Source organism: Mucilaginibacter conchicola (assembly GCF_003432115.1).
In the GTDB taxonomy this organism is placed as follows: Bacteria; Bacteroidota; Bacteroidia; order Sphingobacteriales; family Sphingobacteriaceae; genus Mucilaginibacter; species Mucilaginibacter conchicola.
Genome location: NZ_QWDC01000005.1, coordinates 132,643 through 153,627 on the forward strand (window position 1 = coordinate 132,643; position 20,985 = coordinate 153,627).

18 protein-coding genes are annotated in these 20,985 nt (G+C 46.8%); 8 read left to right on the forward strand and 10 right to left on the reverse strand.

Features of this window, described 5'->3' with window-relative positions; all coding sequences use genetic code 11:
• Nucleotides 1–13 precede the first annotated feature (13 nt).
• From D0C36_RS23225 to D0C36_RS23250, 6 genes are all read right to left on the reverse strand, one after another.
• The gene (locus D0C36_RS23225; RefSeq protein ID WP_117394119.1) at nt 14–670 is read right to left on the reverse strand and encodes a GDSL-type esterase/lipase family protein; all 657 of its coding nucleotides are present in this window, start codon (nt 668–670) and stop codon (nt 14–16) included.
• Nucleotides 667–1,167 carry a cytidine deaminase gene (locus tag D0C36_RS23230; RefSeq protein WP_117394120.1) on the reverse strand — a complete coding sequence of 167 codons (501 nt, stop codon included), beginning with the start codon at nt 1,165–1,167 and terminating at the stop codon, nt 667–669. Before D0C36_RS23230 ends, D0C36_RS23225 begins: the two co-directional genes overlap by 4 nt.
• Before the next feature lie 212 nt (nt 1,168–1,379).
• On the reverse strand, nt 1,380–1,664 hold the full coding sequence (locus D0C36_RS23235; RefSeq protein WP_117394121.1) for a type II toxin-antitoxin system RelE/ParE family toxin: 285 nt from the start codon (nt 1,662–1,664) through the stop codon (nt 1,380–1,382).
• Nucleotides 1,652–1,831, reverse strand: coding sequence for a hypothetical protein (locus tag D0C36_RS23240; protein WP_117394122.1), 180 nt, complete (start codon nt 1,829–1,831; stop codon nt 1,652–1,654). The genes D0C36_RS23235 and D0C36_RS23240 overlap by 13 nt, the downstream gene beginning before the upstream one ends.
• A gap of 76 nt (nt 1,832–1,907) precedes the next feature.
• Nucleotides 1,908–3,803, reverse strand: coding sequence for a DNA topoisomerase IV subunit B (locus tag D0C36_RS23245; protein ID WP_117394123.1), 1,896 nt, complete (start codon nt 3,801–3,803; stop codon nt 1,908–1,910).
• Between the two features lie 97 nt (nt 3,804–3,900).
• Entirely contained in the window at nt 3,901–4,581 is a 681-nt protein-coding gene (locus D0C36_RS23250) for a hypothetical protein (RefSeq protein WP_147322090.1), read from the reverse strand.
• Between the two features lie 106 nt (nt 4,582–4,687).
• Here D0C36_RS23250 and D0C36_RS23255 point away from each other — a divergent pair, with 106 nt between their 5' ends.
• The 3 genes from D0C36_RS23255 to nagB all read left to right on the forward strand — a co-directional run bounded on the left by D0C36_RS23255 (nt 4,688) and on the right by nagB (nt 9,317).
• Nucleotides 4,688–6,028 carry an APC family permease gene (locus D0C36_RS23255; RefSeq protein WP_117394125.1) on the forward strand — a complete coding sequence of 447 codons (1,341 nt, stop codon included), beginning with the start codon at nt 4,688–4,690 and terminating at the stop codon, nt 6,026–6,028.
• A 3-nt stretch (nt 6,029–6,031) separates the two neighbouring features.
• Nucleotides 6,032–7,195 (forward strand): trans-sulfuration enzyme family protein, encoded by a 1,164-nt coding sequence (locus tag D0C36_RS23260; protein WP_117394126.1) that lies wholly within the window; start codon nt 6,032–6,034, stop codon nt 7,193–7,195.
• Between the two features lie 202 nt (nt 7,196–7,397).
• Nucleotides 7,398–9,317 (forward strand): glucosamine-6-phosphate deaminase, encoded by a 1,920-nt coding sequence (gene nagB, locus D0C36_RS23265; RefSeq protein WP_117394127.1) that lies wholly within the window; start codon nt 7,398–7,400, stop codon nt 9,315–9,317.
• Nucleotides 9,318–9,596: 279 nt separating this feature from the next.
• On the opposite strand, the gene D0C36_RS23270 is transcribed toward nagB, so the two are convergent.
• Together D0C36_RS23270 and D0C36_RS23275 are read right to left on the reverse strand one after the other, a co-directional pair.
• Nucleotides 9,597–10,262, reverse strand: coding sequence for a basic secretory protein-like protein (locus tag D0C36_RS23270; RefSeq protein WP_117394128.1), 666 nt, complete (start codon nt 10,260–10,262; stop codon nt 9,597–9,599).
• A gap of 276 nt (nt 10,263–10,538) precedes the next feature.
• Nucleotides 10,539–10,994, reverse strand: coding sequence for an SRPBCC family protein (locus tag D0C36_RS23275; protein ID WP_117394129.1), 456 nt, complete (start codon nt 10,992–10,994; stop codon nt 10,539–10,541).
• Nucleotides 10,995–11,150: 156 nt separating this feature from the next.
• Between D0C36_RS23275 and D0C36_RS23280 the strand changes: the two genes are divergently transcribed.
• The 5 genes from D0C36_RS23280 to ftcD all read left to right on the forward strand — a co-directional run bounded on the left by D0C36_RS23280 (nt 11,151) and on the right by ftcD (nt 17,993).
• Nucleotides 11,151–11,654: a MarR family winged helix-turn-helix transcriptional regulator gene (locus D0C36_RS23280; protein WP_117394130.1), complete on the forward strand. Its 504-nt coding sequence runs from the start codon at nt 11,151–11,153 to the stop codon at nt 11,652–11,654.
• The gene (hutH, locus tag D0C36_RS23285) at nt 11,641–13,200 is read left to right on the forward strand and encodes a histidine ammonia-lyase (protein ID WP_117394131.1); all 1,560 of its coding nucleotides are present in this window, start codon (nt 11,641–11,643) and stop codon (nt 13,198–13,200) included. The genes D0C36_RS23280 and hutH overlap by 14 nt, the downstream gene beginning before the upstream one ends.
• Nucleotides 13,178–14,851 carry a urocanate hydratase gene (hutU, locus tag D0C36_RS23290; RefSeq protein ID WP_117394132.1) on the forward strand — a complete coding sequence of 558 codons (1,674 nt, stop codon included), beginning with the start codon at nt 13,178–13,180 and terminating at the stop codon, nt 14,849–14,851. The genes hutH and hutU overlap by 23 nt, the downstream gene beginning before the upstream one ends.
• Before the next feature lie 151 nt (nt 14,852–15,002).
• Nucleotides 15,003–16,229 carry an imidazolonepropionase gene (gene hutI, locus D0C36_RS23295; protein WP_117394133.1) on the forward strand — a complete coding sequence of 409 codons (1,227 nt, stop codon included), beginning with the start codon at nt 15,003–15,005 and terminating at the stop codon, nt 16,227–16,229.
• Between the two features lie 66 nt (nt 16,230–16,295).
• Nucleotides 16,296–17,993 carry a glutamate formimidoyltransferase gene (ftcD, locus tag D0C36_RS23300; RefSeq protein WP_117394134.1) on the forward strand — a complete coding sequence of 566 codons (1,698 nt, stop codon included), beginning with the start codon at nt 16,296–16,298 and terminating at the stop codon, nt 17,991–17,993.
• A 367-nt stretch (nt 17,994–18,360) separates the two neighbouring features.
• Here ftcD and atpG read toward each other — a convergent pair whose 3' ends face one another.
• A complete protein-coding gene (gene atpG / locus D0C36_RS23305) occupies nt 18,361–19,281 on the reverse strand; it encodes an ATP synthase F1 subunit gamma (protein WP_117394135.1) in 921 nt (306 codons plus the stop codon).
• 129 nt (nt 19,282–19,410) lie between these two features.
• Nucleotides 19,411–20,985 carry a F0F1 ATP synthase subunit alpha gene (gene atpA, locus D0C36_RS23310; protein ID WP_117394136.1) on the reverse strand — a complete coding sequence of 525 codons (1,575 nt, stop codon included), beginning with the start codon at nt 20,983–20,985 and terminating at the stop codon, nt 19,411–19,413.

The window sequence follows — 20,985 nt, forward strand, 5'->3', positions numbered from 1 at the left end:
TCATCATTCGATATTATCTAACAAGCGGCAAAAGCACCGCTTGCCATTTATCATAGCCCTTAGTGTTCAAATGCAACATATCGCTTTCAAAAAGGCTGGTATCGGGCTGTTGAGTTTTGGCATCGAGAATAACCGAAGCTACATCCACATAATGGCTTTTGCGTTTGCCTTTAAGAAAGCTTTTAACCAGTGTGTTGGCACGGCGTACTTCGGGAAAGTACTTGGCTCGGCTCGGACTTGGCTTTATCGACATGAAATAGATCTCGGCGTTGGGTAGGTTCTGTTTGATCATGGCCCAAAGCTGGTAGAACTGGCGGGCGGTAAACTCACCACTCTTGCCTTCGGCTATATCGTTCTCACCGGCGTAGATAAAAATCTTGCGCGGCTGGTATGGATACATAATATACGGCGTGTAGTAATTTACCAATTGCTCAATAGTGCAACCGCCCACTCCCCTGCGGATGATGGGTTTATTGGCAAAACGCTGCTCCAGATCTGTCCACTTACGGATAGATGAGCTACCGATAAACAGGATGCCATGCTTTGGCGGAAATTTAAGGCTGTCCTGATGCTTAAAATCGCGGATCTCATTATCAAACGGAAAACCTTTTTGTGCGTGGGCACCTAAGCCCGCAAAGGCTAAAACAAGCAGAATGATTATTTTTTTCATAGCGATGATTGTTGTATTAAACGGTCTTCAAAAAACATGAAAGGCAAAAAGCTTTGTACGCCGTTCACTTCCCACACGGGGCCGTCAATGCAATATAACAATGTTCTGAAAGGTTGGTGTTGCCTTTTCTCACATTCGGCCATTACCTGCAGGCAGGCACCGCATGAGGTAATGGGTTTGGTGAGTTTAAAATCGTTGGTATGAGCGGTAACTGCCATGGCAATAATCGGGTCATTAGCATGCATAGTTCCCCAGTGGAACAACGCCACACGCTCGGCACAAAGACCCGATGGATAAGCCACGTTCTCCTGGTTACTGGCGTGTAATATTGTTCCGCTCTGTAGCAGTACCGCCGCCCCTACCTTAAATTTTGAATATGGCGAGTGCGACGAATCCAAAGATTTAACGGCTTCTTCGCAAAGTAATTTATCAGGGGTGCTTAGATCGTCAACCGTGTTGTATTCGTTGAAAGCTATTTTTATTTCGTGGTTTGTCATTATGCCTCTCCCCACCCTCTCCAAAAGAGAGGGCTTTCTTTTTTATTAATAAACATTTTTTTGTCCGCTGGTAAAACGGGGGGATACAAGATAAGAGTTATTTGTTAGAAAACAATTTTCCTGTAGAAACCCAATACTTTGCGCCACTTGTAAACCTTATTAAACAAAAAGAGACGCGAAGTATCGCGTCTCTACAAATATGTTTTGGGTTACTATTTTAATAAACGAGCGGAATGATGTATGCGAATGATCTCCACTTTTTCTTCATTGACTATCCTGTAAATAATACGATAGCTGCCCTCAATCAATTCTTTCAAGGATGGATTATCAAACTCCGGCACTATTCTTCCTGACTCAGGATGTGTCTCAAGTATCTCTACCCTTGCTATTAACTTATCTACAAATCTTCCCGCGTAGGTAATTGAATCTTCCGCAATGTAATCGTAAACACCTTGCAAATCACTTATTGCAATAGATGTCCAATTTATTTCGACCACGTTTTAACCAATTGTTTTACATCGCCATGGGGTATAACATCCCCTTGATCTGCTTGCTGTAACCCTTTTTCTACTTTTTCAATGAATATTAACTTTTCCACAAGCGTATCCAAATCAAAATCGGTTGGCATGTCATTCACCGTCGCAATTACTTTGTCTCTATTCATATTCTAATTTACAAATAATTCATTACAAAAAAGAGACGCGAAGTATCGCGTCTCTACAAATATGTTTTGGGCTATTTTACACCGCTACAGCTAATTCTACATCGTCGGCTTTTTCGGCAACCAGCGGGTTAACGCTTTCGTCGTCTTTCTCCACACGCAGGTTGTTTACAATGTGCTGCTGGCGGGTCGGAGTGTTTTTGCCCATAAAGTATTCAAGCAATGCTTTGATGTCGGCGTTTTTAAGAATTACCGGGTCAAGGCGCATATCTTTACCTATGAACAGGCCAAACTCCTCTGGCGAGATCTCACCCAAACCTTTAAATCGGGTTATCTCGGGCTTGTTGCCCAGTTTGGCAATGGCGTTGCGGCGCTCTTCGTCGCTGTAGCAATAGATGGTTTCCTTTTTGTTGCGCACACGGAACAGCGGCGTTTGCAGGATAGACACGTGGCCTGCCTTAACCAGATCAGGGAAGAACTGCAGGAAAAAGGTCATCAGCAACAAACGGATGTGCATACCATCCACATCGGCATCGGTAGCAATCACAATGTTGTTATAACGCAGCGCATCAATACCATCTTCAATATTTAAGGCGTGCTGCAGCAGGTTAAACTCTTCGTTCTCGTAAACTACTTTTTTGGTCAAGCCGAAACAGTTCAACGGCTTACCTTTTAAGCTGAATACCGCCTGGGTCATTACATCGCGCGATTTGGTGATAGATCCACTGGCAGAGTCACCCTCGGTAATGAACAGGGTTGTGTCCTGCTTACGCTCGTGGTTATCATCAAAATGCAGCTTACAATCGCGCAGTTTACGGTTATGTAACGATGCTTTTTTAGCACGATCGTTCGCCAGTTTTTTGATGCCGGCAATATCCTTACGCTCCCGTTCTGATTGCAGGATGCGTTTTAGCAAGGCATCAGCAACAGCAGGATTTTTATGCAAGAAATCGTCCAGTTCTTTTTTAAGGAAATCATTAATGAAACCACGCACCGATGGCCCATCCGGACCAACATTTTGCGAACCCAGTTTGGTTTTGGTTTGCGACTCAAAAACCGGCTCTTGTACCTTAATAGCAATGGCCGCTACTATAGAGGCGCGGATATCCGAAGCGTCAAACTCTTTCTTATAGAACTCGCGGATAGTTTTTACCACCGCTTCGCGGAAGGCTGCCTGGTGGGTACCGCCCTGGGTAGTATGCTGGCCGTTCACAAACGAGTAGTACTCCTCGCCATAAGATTGCCCATGCGCCATGGCTATCTCAATATCCTCGCCCTTTAAGTGGATGATTGGGTAGCGCAGGTTCTCGGTATCGGCATTACGGGTTAGCAGGTCATAAAGGCCACGTTCCGAGAAATATTTTTGATTATTGAAATTTACAGTAAGGCCCGAGTTAAGGAAAACATAGTTCCATATCATATTCTCCACAAACTCCGGTATAAAGCGGTAGTTGCGAAAAATACTGTTATCGGGTATAAAATTGATGGCAGTACCGTTGCGCTGGGTAGTCTCCTTTTCAGGCTCATCGCGCACCAGTTCGCCTTTTTCAAACTCGGCAATTTTGGTACGGCCATCGCGGTAGCTTTGTACAGTAAATGCGGTGGACAAAGCGTTAACAGCCTTGGTACCCACACCATTTAAACCAACAGATTTTTGGAAGGCTTTGCTATCGTATTTACCGCCGGTATTTATTTTAGATACACAATCAATAACTTTTCCCAGCGGGATACCACGACCATAGTCACGTACCGAAACCTTATGATCGCTCATATTGATCTCGATGGTTTTGCCAGATCCCATCACAAACTCATCTATCGAGTTATCTACTATCTCTTTTAACAATACATAAACGCCGTCGTCATAAGCAGAGCCATCGCCAAGCTTACCAATGTACATACCCGGCCTTAAACGGATGTGTTCTTTCCAATCGAGCGAGCGGATACTATCGTCGTTATAATTTACATTCTCTGCCATAGTCAAAAATAGAAGGCGCGTACTACGCCATTTGCAAAAATAAGATACAGATACTTAAATCATATTTAAATATCCTAACATATCAACATTAAAAACCTTAAGGTTTAAACTTCATGCAGTTGCTGGCCTTATCGATGTTCTTGAAAAACTCGGGGCCTTTCTGGTTTGAGAAACAAACCGCCATAATGGTGCCGGTGCGATCTTTCTGCAGGGTTATCAGCAGTGCATAACGGTAACGCTTGGTGAGTTTGGCATCGGGCAGGTTCATCATGTAAGATTTTCCGGCATCCGCGTTATATCGCGCAGCAATATTTGGCGGTATAAAGCGCATCAGTGGCGGGTTATCACCGGCAAAGGCAGTGGCCTGCGCTTTGCCCATACCATTATACAACGAATCGGGGTTAGCTTGCTCTGTAGATTTATCGTTCAGCGTTTTCTCATACGCCGCCCAATTCTCTTTTAACGATCGTACCTGGAACCATATCTCAAAATCCTTGCCTGGCATTTCCATGGCATAATCAAAAGATACATCCTCATTATTAGGCGCTTTTATCTCTCTGAAACCTTGTGGAAAAGTGAAAGTAGCATTGGCATCAGTAACCAATTGCTGAAAAGCTTTTAGCTGAGCGCTCATCTGTTGGCGCTGTGGCGGAAGTGCATATTTACCTTTTGGTACCTTTACAGAAGCAACATACGTTTTACGTACCTGCGAAAAAACCGCAGAAACAAACGCAAACATCAATATCCCCGTAAGTAATATTTGTTTAAATTGCTTCACAATAGTTTAATAAGGCACGGTAAAATTAGCAAACTAAATAAGTGCTTTTCAACGGCAATTACAAAAATTATAAAATATAAATTAAAAAATAAACACATAAGTAATAATGAGTATACAGCCCCGCCTTAACCGCTTTGACCTCAGCATGATCGTTATTAGCCTGGTAATAGGCATGGGCATATTTGGCAGCCCCAGCGATGTAGCCGTAAAAGCGGGCAATACCTGGATCTTTTTTGGTGCCTGGATCTTTGGCGGGCTGGTAACTTTATGCGGCGCCCTCACTTTTGCCGAGATAGGCGCCCGCTACCCATCTACAGGCGGTTTTTATAAGGTATTCTCCTATTGCTACCACCCGGCCTTCGCCTTCATGATCAACTGGGTATTGGTTATCAGCAACGCATCATCAGTAGCGGCAGTGGCTTTATTGGGTGCCGAATATATTAATCCCATCCTGCTACCGGCCAGCCTGCAAAACCAGCTGGGTACTAAAATTACCACTATCCTAACGGTGTTGATATTGTATGTGATCAACTTCCTTGGCATAAAACTTAGCGCCCGCGCGCAAAATGTGCTTACCCTATTTAAGGTAGTAGCCATACTGGTTTTATGTACTGCTATATTTAAAAGCGATGCTTCTGTGCCGCACCCGGCCATTACCCCGGCGCAGGATGGCAACATGATCACCGCATTTGGACTGAGCTTGGTAGCTGTATTTTTTACGTATGGCGGTTATCAGCAAACTATCAATTTTGGTGGCGATATCATCAATGCCAAAACCAATATCCTCAAGGCAATTGTGTTTGGAATAAGTACAGTGATTGTGCTTTATCTGGCAATAAACTACGCCTACTATTCTGTTTTGGGTATTGGCGGCTTGCAGCAAACACATACGCTGGCTGCTAAACTGGCTGGTGTTATCTTTGGGCCAACGGGTTATAAAGTTACATCGGTATTAATGTTTGTATCAGTACTGGGTTATGTAAACGTGAATATACTGGCTAACCCGCGCGTGTATTACGCCATGGCCGAGGACGGCATACTTCCTCAGATATTTAAACGCGTTAACCCCAAAACGCAGGTGCAGGAATTTGGGATGACGGTGTTTGTGGCCGCAGCCCTCATCATCCTTTTCTTTGTAGATTCTTTTAGCCAGATGTTGAAGTATGTGATGTTTTTTGATACTATCGGCCTGTCGCTTTGTGCATTAACCATATTTATCCTGCGCAAGCGCACCAAGGATCTGGATACCAGCGGCATCTACGTTATAAAATGGTTCCCCCTTATCCCGGTGATATTTATACTGGCCTATTGGTTTGTTACCATCAATATCTTTATCACTTTTAAAGAAGACCCGTTTGCCGCCGTTTGGTGCCTGGCAGCTTATGTACTGGGACTGGCTATTTACTACCTCGGCACACGCAAACCAAAACCACTACAACCCCAGTAAACAATGGACATCTCCTATATACTGAACGAATTGGGCGAAGACCGCGAACAATATTTCAACGCCGTATCGCCGCCCATAATGCAGAGCAGCAACTTTACTTTTAAAACCGTTGCTGACTTCCGCGAGGCCTTATCCGATGAGTTTGAAGCCACCCTTTACTCCCGCGGGCAAAACCCTACGCTAAATATCCTTCGCCAAAAATTGGCGGCTTTAGATGGAGCCGAAGATGCCCTCGTGTTCAGCAGTGGCATTGCGGCTATTACCGTACCCATACTGGCCCTGCTCAAACAAGGCGATCATATTATTTCAGTAGAAAACCCCTATAGCTGGACCATCAAGCTGTTCAACAACTTGCTGCCTAAATACGGCATCACAACTACTTTTGTTGATGGCAGCGATACAAAGAATATTCAGCAAGCTATCCAGCCCAATACCAAACTCATCTACCTGGAAAGCCCTAATACTTTCAGCTATGATCTGCAGGACTTAGCGGCCATCGCTACCATCGCGAAGCAAAACAATATCATCACCATGATAGATAACAGCTATTGTACGCCGCTTTACCAACAGCCCATAAAACTGGGAGTAGACCTGGTGGCGCAATCGGCAACAAAATATATTGGCGGGCACTCTGATGTAGTGGCAGGTGTTTTAACGGGCAGCAAAACCATCATTAAACAGATCTTCGATCATGAGTTTCTGAACGTTGGCGCAGCCCTTTCGCCGCATTCGGCATGGTTGCTCATTCGCGGCCTGCGTACTTTGCCTTTACGGTTACAGCGTAGTTTTGAGACCACCAAAAGAGTCATCGCCTGGTTAAAGCAGCAACCACAGGTAGATAAAATTCTCTGGCCTTTTGATGAGAATTTTAAACAACGCGAACTCGCCCTTAAACAAATGCTTGGCTGCGGCGGGTTGTTCAGTTTTACACTGAAGGATTCTTCCTTAGAAAAGATCGAATCGTTTTGCAACAAACTGCAACATATTCTGATGGCCGTTTCATGGGGTGGGCATGAGAGTCTGATCATCCCCGCAATTGCAGGCGTGAAGCAAATTGAGTATGATCCGGCCAATCATCGCCATCAATTAATACGCATGTATGTGGGATTGGAAGAAGCAGATTATTTGATCAATGACCTTAAACAAGCTTTAAATCAATCTTTTTAAATTATTTTAAAAAGTATTTTGTTTTGTGTTATTACATTTATTAAGTTTGTACCGATGAACGTAGAAGCATCATATAAAAGAGCGTACTTATCCTTACAAGAGGATTTTAATTTTTTAGTTTATTGGTTGTAAATCCTCACTTTTAGTGGGGATTTTTTTTGACCTGATTTTTTTAAGATATTGAACTACAAATAAACCTATTATGGCAAGATTAAATTTATTAGAAGAAACCCGGTACGAGAAGCTGCCGGTTACGGTCTATTCAGACCAGAAAGCAGCATCGGTAGCTGTTGCGCAACGCATAGCTGCCCTTATCCGTAACAAACAGGAAGCTGGCCAGCACGCGGTGTTGGGTTTAGCTACGGGTGTTACCCCTATTAGGGTTTACGCCGAGCTGGTAAGGCTACACAAAGAAGAGGGATTATCTTTTAAAAATGTGATCACTTTTAACCTTGATGAATATTACCCCATGAAGCCCGACGCAGACCAGAGCTACGTTACCTTCATGAACGAGAATCTATTTGACCATATTGATATTGAGAAGGCCAACGTACACATCCCCGATGGTACGCTTGCTGCCGATGATGTTGCCGCTTTTTGTTTAGAGTATGAGCGCCAGATCGAAGAATTGGGTGGCTTAGACCTGCAGATCCTGGGTATCGGTCGTACCGGTCACATCGGTTTTAACGAACCGGGTTCGGCACCAAACTCGGGTACACGTTTGGTTACCCTTGACGACCTTACCCGCCGTGATGCTGCCCGCGATTTTGGTGGTAAGCAAAACGTACCTACCAAAGCTATCACCATGGGTGTGGGTACCATATTTAAAGCCCGCGAAATTATCCTGATGGCATGGAGCGCTAAAAAAGCCCCTATCATCCGCCAGGCTGTTGAAGGCGAAATCTCGAGCGAGGTTCCTGCTACTTTCCTTCAATTATCAGAAAATGTAGAGTTTGTACTGGATGTTGATGCAGCATCGCAACTTACCCGTTTTGATACTCCATGGCTGGTTAAAGATTGTGTTTGGGACGAAAGACTGATCAAAAAAGCGGTTATCTGGCTATCTGATGCAGTTAACAAACCTATCCTTAAACTGGAAGAAGAAGATTATAATAACAACGGTATGGCACAGTTGGCCGTTGATAAAGGCCCTGTTTACCAGATCAATATTGATATATTTAACCAGATACAGCACACCATTACCGGTTGGCCGGGTGGCAAACCTGGTGCTGATGACAGCCAGCGCCCTGAACGTGCCGAGCCTGCACGCAAACGCTCTATCGTGTTCTCTCCGCACCCTGATGATGATGTGATCTCTATGGGTGGTACTTTCATCCGTTTGGTTGATCAGGGGCATGATGTACACGTAGCATACCAAACATCGGGCAATACGGCCGTTTGGGACGATGATGTACTGCGCTTTGTTGAGTTTGCTATCGACTTTAAAGAAAGCGTTGGTGAGGATGTTTCTCAGATGCAGAAAACCTATAACGACATGCGCCAGTTTATGATTGCTAAACTCCCTAACCAGATAGATACGCCTGAAATACGCGATGTAAAAGGTTTTATCCGTAAAACCGAAGCTATTGCAGGTGCCCGCTATGCCGGTGTGCCGGATAGCAATATCCACTTCCAGGCGTTACCTTTCTACGAAACAGGTAAAACGCAAAAAAACTCGGTTGGTGAAGACGATATTAAACTCACCATGGAGCTGTTGCAAAAGGTAAAACCACAGCAAGTGTTTACCGCAGGCGACTTTGCCGATCCGCACGGTACGCACGTGGTTTGTTTCAACATCATTATAGAATCGTTACGCCGCCTGCGCGAGACCGAGGATTGGGTGAAAGATTGCTGGGTATGGATGTACCGCGGTGCATGGCAGGAGTTCCCTACCTACGAAATTGAAATGGCCGTACCACTTTCGCCTGCCGAGGTGATCCGCAAACGTAACGCTATCTTCAAACACCAGTCGCAGAAAGACCGCCCTGTTTTCCCGGGTGATGATGCACGCGAGTTTTGGGTACGCGCCGAAGACCGCAATCGCGAAACCGCCCAGGCATATGACCACTTAGGCATGGCCGAGTACGCCGCCATGGAAGCGTTTGTGAGATATCATTACTAAGAATTACGCATAAAAGAAAAGAGCCGTGCAGTAATGCACGGCTCTTTTCTTTTTATAACAACATGTCATTGCGAGGAGCGACAGCGACGTGGCAATCTCATCGCGTTGATCTGTGAGCGACGAGATTGCCACGCTACGCTCGCAATGACATAATTATATAAATGTCATGGTGAGCCTGTCGAACCACTAACCGTGGAAAGATGCTTCGTTCCTCAGCATGACAAAGTTAGGCGTGGATGAAGCTCTTTCTTGATTCCCGATCCTAACAGTCCTGACTCTCTATAAAGCCGGATTCGCCCCATACTCCTTCCACAACTCTTCAACCGTTTTGCCGGTTAGTTGCTTAAATGTATCAGCAGTGTAGGTATGCTTACGCATAATATCGTCCAGCTTTTTAACGGTACCTTTTTTAACGTGCTTCTCTATCCAGGTAAAAAAGCGCGCGGTTACGCGGTAGCTGTTATCAAAGTTTTGGGTTAATTTATAGTCGGGCAGTTTCCAGCCGGCGGCAGCGTTGGCTACACCATGCTCGTTACGTACGTAATCTGCAATACCTTCGGTAACCCACCACGGGCCGTTGGTTTGGCCATAGTCCTGCACAATATGCATCACCTCGTGGGTAACCACATCAATATCGCCGGGGTGTTTGGTCATGTATTCGGTACTGAAAACCACACGGCCGTTATCGGTAGCAGCAACGCCATGGTAAGCCGTATCAATAAAGAAATTCACCACCTTAAGGCTCTTTTTGTTATACTCTTTTACAATGCCGGGGTACACTTCAAAAAATGTATTGATAAGTTTTTCGCGCAACCCTTTATCAAAATTAGCATCGTTACCGCTTACTATAAGCGTGTAGCCATTCTTTTTCAATGTATCAATGCCATCGGCAAAACTGGTGCCTGCAAGCAAACCAAGTATCAGTAGTAAAGCATATTTTTTCATGTAGCAAATGTAACTTAAACATTTAAAAATGTGCTTTTACGGTGTAAAAAGGGTGATACAAAAAGCCCCCCAGCGGGGGTTCGTAAAAATTTGTCATTTCGAGCGAGCAGTAGGGGCCTTGTGAAATGACGCGACGAGAAATCTTCTGCAAGCGATTTGAAACGTAATTATCAAGCGTAGAAGATTTCTCCTCGCTCCCGCTCGTTCGAAATGACAACTTATATTTCAACTCCCTCTCCTTTGCAGAGGGCTGGGGAGAGGCTTCCTACTCTCCCTTCAGGGGGCTGGGGGGCATTCCGCAATCCTCTTCAACTCATCAAGCGCCTTTGGCCAGGTAGTATCCATGAAATCTCTAAACTCGGGCGGTACTTCATCAGCTTTCAGCTCAATCAGCAGGTGCGTACCGTTACCTTTTGGCGTAAGCGTATAATTCTCGTACCAGTCGCCGCAGGTTGATGGGCTGCCACCGGTCTTTTCTTCGCCTTTTGACATTTCGCCAAGTGTTTTTATCGACATAAATTTTTCAGGATCATTCTTCTCTATCATAGCACGCATGCCGTTCTTATCCTTATCCAAAAACAGCACTTCGCTGCCTTCCTGCCAGTCGGTAATGGCATGCGAACCTTCGCAGAAAGCGGCTGTCCATTTTGGGTAGTTCTCGTCGCTCCACAACGAATCCCAAACCTTTGCAGGCGTAGCATTAATGTCGATCTCAAATTTTGTAGTTTCCATAGCTTTAAGTTTATAGCACAAAGATGGGCGCAAAACACATACCACGGCAGGGCCAATTGCGACGACCTTGCAGGCGTATCCCGACAAAGCATTTTGATTAACAAGCTTTTAATAAATAAACTTGCATTTATATAAGCACTTATATAAATTGCATTTATGAATTTGTATCAGAATTTAGGTTACCTGGTTTTGGGCAGCCGCCTGAGACGTTTAAGCGAAGCTTTTCTGGGCGAGATAAACCGCATTTATCAGAACGAAGGCATCGAGTTTGATGCCAGCTGGTTCCCGGTTTTTTATTTGCTGTCGCAGAACGATTCGCTGTCGATAAAAGAACTGAGCGATAAAACCGAGGTATCGCACCCGGCGGCAAGTCAGCTCATCACCAACCTCAAAAACCGCAACCTGGTAGAGACCACTGCCGACCCTGATGATGCCCGCCGCCAGATGGTACAATTCACCGAAAAAGGTAAAGCCTTGCTGCAGCAGATCCTTCCCATCTGGGATGCCATCAGCGCCAGCATGACTGAACTTGCCGCAAGCGATGCGCAGATAGAGCACCTGTTGCCTGCTATCACAGCCATGGAAGATACCTTCCGCAGCTATGACCTATCCGGCCAGGTTGGTAAAAAACTTAATGCCATTACCGATGAAAAACTTTAATTACGGCATAGACCACCTCAGCGTTGGCCTTTGCTTAGACATAGCAACCGGCAAAGTAAGCGGCGTTATTAATGCCGATGCCAAACAGCGCATTGAAACATCATGGCGCGAAGTGGAGAAAATAGCACACGGCCATGATGCCGTTTATGGGATCAATACCGGCTTTGGCCCGCTGTGCGATACGCGCATTTCTGAGCAGGACACCAGCCTGCTGCAAAGCAATATTCTAAAAAGCCATAGCGTGGGCGTGGGCAACCCCATCCCCCGGGAAATTGCCAAACTGATGCTCATCACTAAAGTACATGCTTTGGCTCAGGGTTTCTCGGGCATTGCCCTTGCTACCTTAGAGCGTATCATCTGGCATATCGAAAATAATGTAATCCCTGTGGTACCCGAGAAAGGTTCGGTAGGTGCATCAGGAGACCTGGCTCCCCTATCGCACCTTTTCCTGCCACTGATAGGTCTGGGCGAAGTATTTGTGGATGGCAAACGCCTGCCCGCAGATGTGGTGCTGAAAGACAATAACCTGCAGCCTTTAACCCTCGGCCCAAAAGAAGGCCTGGCCCTGATAAATGGCACGCAGTTCATCTTAGCCTTTGCTGTAAAAGGCGTTGAGCGTTTAAAAAATGCTTTGGATCTGGCTGATGTCATCGGCGCGGTTTCTCTTGAAGCTTTGATGGGTTCTGCCCGTCCTTTTGATGAGCGCCTGCATGCCATCCGCCCCTATAAAGGCACAAAGCATGTAGCCAAACGTTTGGCAAGTATGCTGCAGGGTTCAGAGATAGGCAACTCACATCAGGACTGCGACCGTGTGCAGGATCCTTATTCGTTACGTTGCATGCCGCAGGTGCATGGCGCATCACGCAATGCATGGCTGCACCTTAAAGAAATGACTGAGATCGAGCTCAACTCGGTTACCGATAATCCTGTAGTTTTTAATGCTGAGGATACCATTAGCGGTGGTAACTTCCACGGGCAGCCCATGGCTATTCCGCTGGACTATGCAGCCATAGCGGCAGCTGAGTTAGGCAACATTGCCGACCGCCGCTGCTACCTCATGAGCGAAGGCCGTTATGGTTTACCAAAGTTGTTAACGAGCGATGCCGGACTAAACTCGGGCCTCATGATCCCGCAATACACCACCGCGGCCTTGGTTACCGAGAATAAAACGCTTTGTTTCCCTGCCAGCGCGGATAGTGTGCCTACCTCGCTGGGCCAGGAAGATCACGTTTCCATGGGTTCTATCAGCGGGCGCAAATTGCACCAGATCATCGATAATATCGAATATATACAAGCGATAGAATTGCTTTACGCCACACAGGCGCTGGAGTTTCGCAGGCCATTACAATCAACCGATCTGATAGAAGCTTGCTACCATTTGGTGAGGCAACACGTGCCTGCCATAAAAGACGACAGGATATTTGCTACGGATATCAACGCCCTGCACCGCTTAGTTATCAGCGGGCAATTACTGGCCCTTGCCAACCAAACCGCCCAAAACCATTACATCAATTTAAATGACGATGACGAATTCGGAATTTATTAAGACATATGCCAACCACCCGCATTATAAGGCGCCGGTTGGCAACCAGTTACACGCTAAAAGCTGGCAAACCGAAGCACCTTTAAGGATGCTTTTGAATAACCTGGATAAGCAGGTTGCCGAAAACCCCGACGAGTTGGTGGTATACGGCGGCATAGGCCAGGCGGCACGCAATCAGGAATCTTTGCGGAAGATCATTGAGATCTTACTCGAGTTGGATGAAAACCATTCGTTGCTGGTGCAATCGGGTAAGCCGGTGGGCATTGTACGTACGCATCCACAGGCACCTCGCGTGCTCATTGCCAACAGTAACCTGGTACCGGCATGGTCAACCTGGGAGCATTTCAATAAACTTCGCGCCGAAGGCCTGATGATGTACGGGCAGATGACCGCAGGCAGCTGGATCTACATAGGTACCCAAGGCATTTTGCAGGGCACTTATGAAACCTTTGTAGAAGCCGGTCGCCAGCATTTCAATGGCGATTTAACAGGGAAACTGATCGTCAGTGCCGGTATAGGCGGCATGGGTGGCGCTCAGCCCCTGGCTGCTACTATGGCAGGCGCTGTTTTTCTGGGTGCCGATGTGGATGAAAGCCGCATTCAAAAACGTATCGAGAGTAAATACATTGACCGTGTTACCCATTCTTACGACGAGGCCATTGCCTGGGTAAAAGAAGCCATGGCAAAAGGTGAAACGTTATCAGTCGGCTTGGTAAGCGATGCCGGCGATATGCTGGAGCGCCTGATAGCTGATGGCATTGTACCCAATATGCTTACCGACCAGACCTCGGCACATGATCCTATAAACGGTTACGTGCCGCACAACCTGCGTTTAGACGAAGCGGTAGACCTGCGCAAAGCAGATCCCGCCCAATACAAGCTTTTAGCACTCACCAGTATGGCCCGCCATGTTGGTTTCATGCTGGAGCTGCAAAAACGCGGTGCCATCACTTTTGATTATGGCAATAACCTGCGCGAGTTTGCCCGCCAGGGCGGTGAGCCGGATGCGTTCAACTTCCCGGGCTTCACACCGGCCTTTATCCGCCCGCTGTTTTGCGAGGGTAAGGGGCCGTTTCGCTGGGTGGCACTGTCCGGCGATCCTGAAGATATTTATACTACTGATAAAGCTTTGATGGAAGCTTTCCCCGAAAATACTGCGCTGATCAATTGGTTGGAAAAAGCGCAAAAACAAGTGTCGTTCCAGGGCCTGCCGGCACGTATATGCTGGCTGGGCATGGGCGACCGCGAAAAAGCAGGACTTATATTTAATGACCTCGTGGCAAGCGGCAAAGTGAAAGCACCGATAGTGATAGGTCGCGACCATCTGGATTGCGGCTCAGTGGCATCACCCAACCGCGAGACCGAAGCCATGAAAGACGGCTCGGACGCCGTATCAGACTGGCCGCTGCTGAACCTGATGGCCAACACCTCGGGCGGGGCAACATGGGTATCATTCCACCACGGCGGTGGCGTGGGTATGGGCTACTCGCAGCACGCCGGCATGGTAGTGGTTGCTGATGGTACCGAACGCGCCGCAGAATGCCTTAAACGCGTACTACACAATGACCCTGCCATGGGTATCTTCCGCCATACCGATGCAGGCTATGATAAAGCCGCAGAATGGGGCGAAAGGTTTGGGTTGAAGGTGTGGTGATTTTGAGTCATTGGGGCATTAATAAAAGACGATAAAATAAATCCGTCATTGCGAGGAAGGCGAAGCCGACGTGGCAATCCCCTACTTACAGAGCGGCTCTGTAGGCAGGGGATTGCCACGCTACGCTCGCAATGACGTAAGATAGATAGAGATGAAACTAACCGGTCCGTTTACACAGATATTGCCGCTTGATGGCCTGCCGCTGAAAGGTGCACTTAGGGATGATCAATTGCGCATTATCCACAACGGTGGCGTATTGACTGATGATGGCCTCATAATAGCCATTGGCGACTTTGATGTATTGCAAAAAGCCCATCCAACAGCCCAAATAGATGAAATTACTACGCCGCAGGTTTTGCTCCCGGGCTTTGTGGATTGCCATACACATATTTGTTTCGGCGGTAACCGGGCTAAGGATTACAGTATGCGCATTGCAGGCAAAACTTACCTGGAGATTGCCAAAGCGGGCGGCGGTATATGGGATACGGTCACACAAACGCGTAACGCCAGCGAACAGGAACTGACCGAAACCCTCATCCAACGCGCTAATCGCCATTTATCTGAAGGTGTAACAACCATCGAAGTTAAAAGCGGTTACGGCTTATCTATACAGGAAGAGTTAAAACAGCTACGTGCTATAAAAGCAGCATCTGCTCAAACCAAAGCTAAACTGATCTCTACCTGCCTCGCGGCGCACATGGTGCCGAAGGATTTTGGGGGTTCGCAGGAAGAGTATTTGAATATGGTGTTGAATGAATTACTGCCGATGATCAAACAGGAAGAGTTAAGTTCACGGGTTGATATTTTTGTTGAACAAAGCGCCATCAATCCTGAAAATGCTTTAACCTACCTGACCAAAGCCAAAGCTTTAGGTTTTGATATCACCGTACATGCCGACCAGTTTACCACGGGCGGCAGCAAGGTTGCAGTAGAGGTTGGCGCTGTATCTGCCGACCATCTCGAGACGTCCGGCGAAGCCGAGATAAAATTATTGGCTAATTCTGATACGGTTGCAGTGGCATTGCCCGGCGCCTCGTTAGGCTTGGGGATGAATTACCCGCCTGCGCGTAGACTGCTTGACGCCGGTGCCTGCCTCGCCATTGCCAGCGACTGGAACCCCGGCTCGGCCCCGATGGGTGATCTACTGATGCAGGCGGCTATAATGAGTGCATCAGAAAAGTTATCCGCAGCAGAAGTATTCGCCGGTTTAACTTATCGCGCAACAGCGGCACTAAAGATCAGCAACCGTGGTATATTAGCGCCGGGCATGGTAGCCGATATGCAGGCCTACCCTTGCAGTGATTATCGCGAGATTTTGTATTACCAGGGGAAGATGAAACCTGTGAATGTGTGGACCGCAGATTCTACTGATTTTTAAGATTACGTTGATTTATTGAAATAACCACAATGACTCAATGACCTAATGACTCAATGACATCGAAATATGAAAAAGTTGATTGAATGCGTACCTAATTTTAGTGAAGGTGTAAACATGGGCATCATTAAGCAGCTAACCGATGAGGTGGAAGCTGTGGATGGTGTACGCCTGCTGAATGTTGACCCGGGCAAGGCTACCAACCGCACGGTGGTAACTTTTGTGGGCGAGCCTGAGCAGGTGATAGAAGCCGCCTACCGTGCTATTAAAAAGGCTGGTGAGCTGATTGATATGAGCAAGCAAAAAGGCGAACACCCGCGCATGGGTGCAACGGATGTTTGTCCGCTGATACCGATTGCTAACATTAGTATGGAAGAGACGGCAGAGTATGCTGTAAAACTGGCCAAACGTGTTGGCGAAGAATTGCAGATACCGGCTTACCTATATGAATATGCACAGCCAAATAAAAACCGCAGCAACCTTTCCATCATCCGTGCGGGAGAATACGAAGGTTTCTTCAAGAAAATAAAACAGCCGGAGTGGACGCCTGATTTTGGTCCTGCGGAGAACGATGTAAGGCGAGGTGCTACCGTGATAGGTGCGCGCGAGTTTTTGATCGCGTACAACGTAAATTTGAATACCACCTCAACCCGCCGTGCAAATGCCATTGCCTTTGATGTTCGCGAGGCTGGCCGTGCCTTGCGCGAGGGCGACCCGGTGACGGGCAAAATAGTAACCGATGAGAACGGCAAACCAAAGAACATTCCCGGCTCACTAAAAAGTGTGAAAGCTATTGGATGGTACATTGAGGAATATGGTATCGCCCAGATCTCGATGAACCTCACCAACATTGAGGTTACGCCTGTGCACATTGCTTTTGATGAGGTGTGCAAAAAGGCTAATGAGCGCGGCATTCGCGTTACAGGCAGCGAACTCGTGGGTTTGATCCCTCTGAAAGCCATGCTGGATGCCGGTAAATATTTCCTGCGTAAGCAGAAACGTTCTGTTGGTGTAAGCGAGAGCGAACTGATCAAGATCACCATAAAATCAATGGGACTGGATGAGTTAGGGCCATTTAAACCCGAAGAGCGTATTATCGAGTACTTGCTAAAAGACAAAGCCGACAGCAAACTCATCAGCATGAGCCTGACTGAATTTGCTGATGAAACGGCAAGTGAAAGCCCAGCGCCGGGTGGTGGTTCTATATCAGCCTACCTGGGTGTTTTGGGCGCTTCGTTAGCAACCATGGTGGCCAATCTGTCATCTCATAAGAAAGGTTGGGACAGCCGCTGGGAAGAGTTTAGCAATTGGGCTGAGCAAGGCCAGCGTTATAAGGATGAGCTGCTGGGTTTGGTGGATAAGGATACGACAGCGTTTAACCGAATCATGGAAGCATTTTCATTGCCTAAATCAACCGATCAGGAAAAGGCTGCGAGAACAGAGGCTATACAATCAGCTACTAAATATGCTATTGAAGTTCCGTTCAGAGTGATGCAGATAGCAGTAGAAAGCTTCGGACTCATCAAGGCTATGGTTGAGGTGGGTAACCCAAATTCGGTGACGGATGCCGGCGTTGCTGCCTTGTGTGCCCGCTCTGCAGTATTGGGTGCTTTTATGAATGTGAAGATCAATGCCCAGGGGTGTAATGATAAAGCTTTTGTAGATGAGGTATTGAGTAAAGGCACTGAATTGGAGAATAAGGCTATTGAAGCGGAGAAAGAGATCGTTGGGCTGGTGAATGATAAAATTAGCCCCCCAGCCCACTGAAGGGGGTGTAGAATAGAATCAGGACTGTTAGAGTCAGGAATCAAGAAAACGCTCACCTACGCGTCATTGCGAGGAACGAAGCAATCTCTTTAGGACAAGCGACTCTGCATATCGGGGATTGCCACGTCGCTGTTGCTCCTCGCAATGACGTAGGTAGCAACAACGCGGTTAGATTCTTCGCTGTCGCTCAGAATGACAACAAATAAACGCGTCATTGCGAGGAACGAAGCAATCTCTTTAGGACAAGCGACTCTGCATATCGGGGATTGCTACGTCGCTGTTGCTCCTCGCAATTACGTGGCGTTTAGAAACAACAAAGGCTTCCCAAATTGGGAAGCCTTTGTGATATCATACGGATAGCTGCAGATTATGCGCCGCTTAGTGCTGCTGCACCGCTTACTATCTCGGTAAGTTCTGTGGTGATGGCTGCCTGGCGCGCCTGGTTGTATGAAAGTTTAAGGGCTTTCAATAATTCACCGGCATTCTCGGTTGCTTTATCCATCGCGGTCATACGGGCCCCGTGCTCAGATGCGTTTGAATCTAACACTGCGCGGTATAACTGGATCTTGATGTTCTTAGGGATCAGTTGCTCTACTATCTCTTCTTTTGAAGGCTCAAGTATGTAATCAACCTGGCTTTCTAAAGTAGCTTCCTTCTTAGTAGCGAAAGCCTCTTTAGCTGGTTTCTCTTCCTTCTCAGCTTTTGGTACAGGTAACAATTGCTCGGTTATCAGGAACTGTACAGCTGCGTTACGGAAGTGGTTGTACACCAGTTCAACACGGTCATACTGGCCATTAACAAAGCCCTGCATGATCTCTTCAGTAACTTTTGATGCGTTAGCGAAGTTAAGATCAAGGTACAGATCATTATGGTTACCCACCACATTAAACTTGCGGCGAGTGTAAAAATCATGACCTTTTTTACCAATAGCTACGATTGATACATTGCCGGCTTTCATTTGGGCACTGTACTTCTCGTTGATCAGGTTGTTGGCAGCTTTTATAGCGTTGGTGTTAAATGCACCAGCCAAGCCACGGTTTGAGGTTACCACAACCACCAATACGCGTACCGGCTCACGCTCCTGCAGGTAAGGTGATGCACCATCCTCTAGGCTTGCAGAAAGGTTAGCCAACAGATCTTTTAATTTGCTGGCGTAAGGGCGCAATTGTACAATAGCATCAGTAGCCCTGCGCAACTTAGCCGCCGAAACCATTTTCATGGCCTTGGTGATCTGCTGCGTTGAGTTTACAGACGCTATCCTGTTTCTTACTTCTTTTAAATTAGCCATTCGTTATTAATGTGCAAATTTCAAATGTGCAGATGTGCAGATGATTGCAACATTACACGGTTATAGTTTAAACTATCTGCGAGATACGCTGATCTGCACATTTGCACATCAGCATATCTGCACATCTAATTAGTAATTCGCTGATATTTCTTTAGCTACGGTCTCTAACACGCCGGTTAGCTGATCGTCAAACTTACCTGCTTTTAGGGCTGCAAGCACCTCAGGGTGGCGCACTTCTAACTGGCTGGTAAACTCTTCTTCAAACTTACGGATCTTGTTAACCGGTACGTTACGCATTAAGTTTTTGGTACCTATGTAGATGATAGCAACTTGCTTTTCTACTGATACCGGAGAGAACTGACCTTGTTTCAAGATCTCTACGTTACGTGCACCTTTATCAATTACTGATTTGGTTGAAGCATCAAGGTCTGAACCGAATTTAGAGAAGGCCTCTAACTCGCGGTATTGTGCCTGGTCAAGCTTTAAGGTACCTGCTACCTTTTTCATTGATTTGATCTGCGCGTTACCACCTACACGTGATACCGAGATACCTACGTTGATAGCCGGGCGGATACCTGCAAGGAACAAGTTAGACTCCAGGAATATCTGACCATCGGTAATTGAAATTACGTTGGTTGGGATATACGCTGATACGTCACCTGCTTGGGTTTCAATGATAGGAAGAGCAGTTAATGAACCACCACCTTTAACGATACCTTTGATAGACTCTGGCAAATCGTTCATTTGCTGAGCGATGTTATCGTTTGAGTTGATCTTAGCGGCACGCTCTAATAAACGGCTGTGCAGGTAGAATACGTCACCTGGGTAAGCCTCGCGGCCTGGTGGGCGGCGTAGTAACAATGATACCTCGCGGTAAGCAACAGCCTGTTTTGAAAGATCATCATAGATGATCAAAGCTGGGCGGCCTGTATCGCGGAAGTACTCGCCGATAGCTGCACCCGCAAACGGAGCAAAGAACTGCATGGTAGCAGAGTCTGAAGCGTTTGCAGCAACTACGATAGAGTAAGGCATTGCACCGTTCTCTTCTAATGTACGTACTATGTTAGCTACGGTAGAAGCTTTCTGGCCACAGGCAACATATATACAGATTACAGGCTTGCCTGCATCATAAAATTCTTTTTGGTTGATGATGGTATCGATACAAACCGCAGTTTTACCTGTTTGGCGGTCACCAATAACCAACTCGCGCTGGCCACGGCCGATAGGGATCATCGCATCGATAGCTTTGATACCGGTTTGTAATGGCTCGGTAACCGGCTGGCGGTAGATAACGCCCGGTGCTTTACGCTCCAGAGGCATCTCGTAAGTTTGACCGGCAATAGGGCCTTTACCATCAATCGGGTTACCTAAAGTATCTACAACACGGCCAAGCATGCCTTCGCCTACGTTGATAGATGCAATACGGTTTGTACGCTTAACGGTGTCACCTTCTTTAATATCGTCTGATTTACCTAACAATACCACACCCACGTTATCTTCTTCAAGGTTAAGTACGATACCTTGTAAACCGTTACCAAACTCAACCAGCTCACCTGATTGTACTTTGCTTAAACCGTAAACACGTGCAATACCGTCACCCACCTGGAGTACAGTACCCACTTCTTCTAATTCAGATTCTGACTTAAAGCCCGCTAATTGCTGACGCAGGATAGCTGATACTTCGTCCGGTCTTACCTCTACCAT

Coding starts and splice junctions, on each gene's coding strand:
- D0C36_RS23255 (WP_117394125.1), top strand. CDS start 4,688: ATGAGTATACAGCCCCGCCTTAACCGCTTTGACCTCAGCATGATCGTT.
- D0C36_RS23230 (WP_117394120.1), bottom strand. CDS start 1,167: ATGACAAACCACGAAATAAAAATAGCTTTCAACGAATACAACACGGTT.
- D0C36_RS23240 (WP_117394122.1), bottom strand. CDS start 1,831: ATGAATAGAGACAAAGTAATTGCGACGGTGAATGACATGCCAACCGAT.
- D0C36_RS23280 (WP_117394130.1), top strand. CDS start 11,151: ATGAATTTGTATCAGAATTTAGGTTACCTGGTTTTGGGCAGCCGCCTG.
- hutH (WP_117394131.1), top strand. CDS start 11,641: ATGAAAAACTTTAATTACGGCATAGACCACCTCAGCGTTGGCCTTTGC.
- atpG (WP_117394135.1), bottom strand. CDS start 19,281: ATGGCTAATTTAAAAGAAGTAAGAAACAGGATAGCGTCTGTAAACTCA.
- D0C36_RS23270 (WP_117394128.1), bottom strand. CDS start 10,262: ATGAAAAAATATGCTTTACTACTGATACTTGGTTTGCTTGCAGGCACC.
- D0C36_RS23275 (WP_117394129.1), bottom strand. CDS start 10,994: ATGGAAACTACAAAATTTGAGATCGACATTAATGCTACGCCTGCAAAG.
- ftcD (WP_117394134.1), top strand. CDS start 16,296: ATGAAAAAGTTGATTGAATGCGTACCTAATTTTAGTGAAGGTGTAAAC.
- D0C36_RS23245 (WP_117394123.1), bottom strand. CDS start 3,803: ATGGCAGAGAATGTAAATTATAACGACGATAGTATCCGCTCGCTCGAT.
- D0C36_RS23260 (WP_117394126.1), top strand. CDS start 6,032: ATGGACATCTCCTATATACTGAACGAATTGGGCGAAGACCGCGAACAA.
- D0C36_RS23225 (WP_117394119.1), bottom strand. CDS start 670: ATGAAAAAAATAATCATTCTGCTTGTTTTAGCCTTTGCGGGCTTAGGT.
- hutI (WP_117394133.1), top strand. CDS start 15,003: ATGAAACTAACCGGTCCGTTTACACAGATATTGCCGCTTGATGGCCTG.
- hutU (WP_117394132.1), top strand. CDS start 13,178: ATGACGAATTCGGAATTTATTAAGACATATGCCAACCACCCGCATTAT.
- atpA (WP_117394136.1), bottom strand. CDS start 20,985: ATGGTAGAGGTAAGACCGGACGAAGTATCAGCTATCCTGCGTCAGCAA.
- nagB (WP_117394127.1), top strand. CDS start 7,398: ATGGCAAGATTAAATTTATTAGAAGAAACCCGGTACGAGAAGCTGCCG.